This is a genomic window from Mycoplasmopsis primatum ATCC 25948, assembly GCF_000702785.1.
In the GTDB taxonomy this organism is placed as follows: domain Bacteria; phylum Bacillota_I; class Bacilli_A; order Mycoplasmatales; family Metamycoplasmataceae; genus Mycoplasmopsis; species Mycoplasmopsis primatum.
The window spans coordinates 1-4,335 of record NZ_JNJV01000044.1 but is presented as its reverse complement, the minus strand read 5'-3'; the positions used below and the strand labels follow the sequence as shown (position 1 = coordinate 4,335).

General features: G+C 26.7%; 5 protein-coding genes and 1 tRNA gene. 4 read left to right on the top strand and 2 right to left on the bottom strand.

Features of this window, described 5'->3' with window-relative positions; genetic code table 4:
- Window positions 1-640 precede the first annotated feature (640 nt).
- Window positions 641-725: transfer RNA gene (locus tag T386_RS0104000), tRNA-Leu, on the bottom strand.
- A 99-nt stretch (window positions 726-824) separates the two neighbouring features.
- Window positions 825-1,841, bottom strand: coding sequence for an MAG3090 family protein (locus tag T386_RS0103995; protein WP_029513837.1), 1,017 nt, complete (start codon window positions 1,839-1,841; stop codon window positions 825-827).
- Window positions 1,842-2,064: 223 nt separating this feature from the next.
- Here T386_RS0103995 and T386_RS0103990 point away from each other — a divergent pair, with 223 nt between their 5' ends.
- The 4 genes from T386_RS0103990 to T386_RS0103975 all read left to right on the top strand — a co-directional run bounded on the left by T386_RS0103990 (window position 2,065) and on the right by T386_RS0103975 (window position 4,146).
- Entirely contained in the window at window positions 2,065-2,490 is a 426-nt protein-coding gene (locus tag T386_RS0103990) for a hypothetical protein (RefSeq protein WP_029513836.1), read from the top strand.
- A 125-nt stretch (window positions 2,491-2,615) separates the two neighbouring features.
- A complete protein-coding gene (locus tag T386_RS0103985) occupies window positions 2,616-3,242 on the top strand; it encodes a Fic family protein (RefSeq protein WP_029513835.1) in 627 nt (208 codons plus the stop codon).
- 38 nt (window positions 3,243-3,280) lie between these two features.
- Window positions 3,281-3,844, top strand: a complete 564-nt coding sequence (gene efp / locus T386_RS0103980) for an elongation factor P (RefSeq protein WP_029513834.1) — start codon at window positions 3,281-3,283, stop codon at window positions 3,842-3,844.
- Window positions 3,844-4,146: an MMB_0454 family protein gene (locus T386_RS0103975; RefSeq protein ID WP_029513833.1), complete on the top strand. Its 303-nt coding sequence runs from the start codon at window positions 3,844-3,846 to the stop codon at window positions 4,144-4,146. The genes efp and T386_RS0103975 overlap by 1 nt, the downstream gene beginning before the upstream one ends.
- Window positions 4,147-4,335: the final 189 nt, after the last annotated feature.

The following is a 4,335-nucleotide window of genomic DNA, read 5'->3' as shown; positions in this document are numbered from 1 at the left end:
GCCGACAAATTCTAATACCTCATTATTTTGGCCTCCATTTTCTTGAGAATAGCTTTTTCTAATGAATGCTTGTTGAAGCAAATCTTCATTTCTAAATTCATAACGAATTGTTTTTTGGACATTTTTAAAATCGTCGAATTCCATTTAAATTTCTCCAATAAATTATTATATTTTTTGCATTGATAAAAGCAAAAACATACCTATTATGGCGTGTAATCATATTAGGTCTAATTAGTCAAGATATTAAATATGAATCAAATTGATTTTGTCTTCACCACAATAGTAGTTCAGATAAAATATAAATGTTTCATAATTACTATTTCAATTAACTGACTCTTTTCGCATTTTTCAATGCATAAAAATTATATCAAATATTGCTAAACGCTCGTATTTTCAAAAATTTATAGCGCTTACAAAGAACACAATAATTTGTATTATTTTAATTTAGAAAATTTTAGAAAGATGCTATTTTATAGACTTCTTTATGTATTGTTTCACTATTTATTTAATTTACATTTGCTATAAGGTTTTTATAAGTTCAGTAGATGTTTTCTTTTTCATGCCTTTTATTGACGCAATATATTGTTTCATATTAAACCAAATAACAAAAATCAAGGCTAATTACCTTGATTTTTATATCTGGTGCCCGAGACAGGACTTGAACCTGCATGAGTTGCCTCACTAGATCCTTAGTCTAGCGTGTCTGCCAATTCCACCACTCGGGCTAAAAAGCAATAATATTATATATTTAAATTCTAAATATGTAAATTTTAATTTATAGACTATAAAAAATTAAATATATTGGTTGGCAGAAATGATTTTTATTATTGTTTTACAGGAATAAAAGGCAATCAGTCTATTATACCTAGTCAGTTTAATAAACATAATACACCAAATGCAATAGCAGCAATAACGATAATAGAGAATAGAGCAATAAATGTTTTTTTGGCTTTTTTGTTAATTCTTTTTTTATTAACTTCCTTTATTGCTTTAACAGTTTTATTATCTACTTTATCTGTTTCAGCTGTGTTCAAAAAGTTATCAGAATCCAATTTTTCATAAAATTCTTTATCTTTTGTTTGTACATCTTGTGATTCAAAGTTTTCAAGATCCGGGAAGCTATTTTCATTAAGTTTTTGATCTGGTATTTCATTAACATTAGTTTGATTAATGAATTGGTTTTCATTAGTAACTATTGTTTTAATTTCGGCTTTAGCGTCATCTTTATTATTATCATTATTGTTTATTTTTTCATTAGTATTATTTTCTTCAACAGTTTTGCTTGTTTCATAAATAGGTGGCATTTCATCAATTGCAGTAGCTATTTGTGTTCTAGTGTGCCTGTCTACATCAGCTAATCCACTAAGTTCTATTTGCAAAATTTTTGTTCTGGCTTCATTGTTTAAATAATCGTCCTTAGATCTTTTTTTAATTTCATATCTTGGTTCAAAATATGTTCTTGGGTCTTGGAAATAGTTGAATATTAGATCTTTATTCATGTTTTCAATTTCAATATCCGATTTAAGCTTTGAAAATTTAAGAGGATCAATTCCAAATTTAGCACAAATTGCAGCATAGTCAAGGTCTATGTCTATGCCTGATGATTGTGGAATAAAAATAAAACGATTGTTATTGCTTTCATCTTTGATATAAGCAATTTGGCCTGTGTTTTGGTTAGATTCATCAAATAATAAGATTAAAGTTTCAATTTTAAAACTAATATATCAATAAAATGCGTCTTCTTGTGATTTAAATTCGCCAATTATTACTTCTTTTTTAGGATGTTTTAAAACTCATGGATATTTTGCTGATTTACTATAATATATGCCAACTCTTTTCATATTTTCTCCTATTTATATTTACTAAATATATGCTTATTTTAATTTATTTTTTAATTTATTTGACTATTAAACACACTAATTTATAAATTAATTATTGTATTAGTGAGTCTAAATAGATAGGTTTTACCATAAAAATTATATTAAAACTCTCTCATTAAATATAAGTGTTTTTATGCTATTATTATAATATTAATTATATTATGGAAGGAGTATAAGGATAAACATGAACAAAAGCTTTAAGAGTTATATTATTCAATCATTAATTGATTGCTCAATATTAATAATTTTTTACACAGTTGCTTTTGCACTATTAGTTTCGCGTAAACCGCTTTTCCAAGACACTGCAACTATTGTAACAGCAACGGTTGGTATTACATTAAGCATTCAGTTATTAATTGCCTATTTTACAAGTGTATATGGTGAAAAAAGAGGAACAAAAGCACTTAATTTAGCTCTCACAATTACCTTGATATTATTTATTGTGGGCACATTAATTTCACTAATTTATGTGATTTGTGCACTTGCAAATGCTAATTTAGGAGATGGTTGGTTAGCTTTTTCAATATGCACTGCTTGTTTTGGAATGGTTCTAACATTGCCATATTTTATTGTTTCAATAATATTTGCAATTAGACACAATAACAAATAATTAGCCCTATTTAATAGGGTTTTTATTATCTTTTGTAAATTCTAATTTATAATTAAAATTATTAATATTAATTTATTTTTTTATATTTTAAATATTAATAATATCTATGTTAAGAAGGCGGCCTAATGAATAGAAGAATTCAAAAATTTGCATTAATTTTTTCAACCTTTTCATGCAATATTGACAAGAATTCTTTTACAGTCGATGAAACGAAAGAATTGATATCAAAAGGATCGCTAAAACAAACTAAGAAGGCTAAGGAAATCTTAGAAATTAAAAATCATTATCAAACAGTTATTGATATTTATGAAAATAATAACCAATGTGAAGAGATTAATATTTACACAATTTTAACACTTCACAGTAGTTTGATGAAAGGTTTGACTGACGAAGAAGGAGCCTTTAAATCGATACAAAATTCTATTGAAAACTCTCAGTATGAGCCAAGCCAACCTGGCGAGGTTAAAGAAGCAATTGCTAAAATACTTAATGAATATAATCTAAATATTAAGAAGGTAAAATCAGTAAAAGAAAAGTATTTAATTATTGCTCAATTTCATATAAATTTTCAAAAAATTCATCCTTTTGCTGAAGGCAATGGAAGAGTTGGAAGAGCCATTACGCTTATTCAATGTTTATCTTTAAAACTTTTACCGCTTTATGTTGATTTTAAGGATAAACTAAAATATTTTAATTTTTTAGAAAAAGGTGAAGCAGAAAACTATAATAAAGTTTTTTCTGTATTTAGTTAATTTACAAATAATTTTGTTTTTAATAATTTGGAGGATATATGATTAATGTAAATACATTTAAACCCGGAATTACATTTGAAGACGATGGTGAAATTTTTGTTGTGCTTGATGCACAACATTCAAAACAAGGTAGAGGGCAAGCTAATGTTAAGGCCAAGGTAAAAAATTTAAGAACTGGTGCTACTACCATAAAATCATATACTGGTGGCGTAATGGTAAGCAAGGCGCACATTGATAAAAGACCAATGAGTTTCTTATATTCAGATGGTTCAAATATTATATTAATGGATCAAGAAACATATGAACAAGTGGAAATTCCGCTTTCACATGTTGAGTGAGAAATGAATTTTTTAAAAGAAGGAATGATTGTTAAAATTAGAAAATATAAAGATGAAATTCTTGATATTGAATTGGATGCTAATGTGCCTTTGTTAGTTACATCAGCTCCTGATGCTGTTAAAGGTAATACAGCAAATAACCCACAAAAAAAAGTGACACTTGAAACCGGTTTTGAATTAGAAACACCTATGTTTATCAGCGAAGGTGAAACAATTATTGTTTCAACTGAAACTGGTAAATATGTTGGTAGAGCCAACAAATAATGAACTTTGTAACATCTACTACTGGGGTTAATGAAAATATTTCGGTTTCTGAGCAAACATTTATAGATTTAATTAATAATTCTATTTCTGAATCAAAAGTTGTTAAACTAGCAAGTAGTCCAAGAATTTCATTTTTGAGTGATCAATCGAACGTTATGTTTGTTATAGATGTTAAAATCAAAAGAAATGTGTCTTTAAAAGACGCTATTGAAAACTTAAAAAATGATATTGAAAAGAACTTTGAAATTTTGTTGGACTTTAAACCTAATAACATCAGAATATGCTTTGTGGGCTATTATTAAAAGTCTAGGAAAAACCTAGACTTTTATATTTTTCTAACCAAACATGTCAGTTGAACTATTAATATATTCTTGTCAATTTTCAATGTATGGAATATTGTACTCCACACATAATTTTTTAATTATTTTGATTCATTCACCATATGATATTTGATTTGTAATGCCGTCATTAGGAAAGGTGTTTTGACTTAA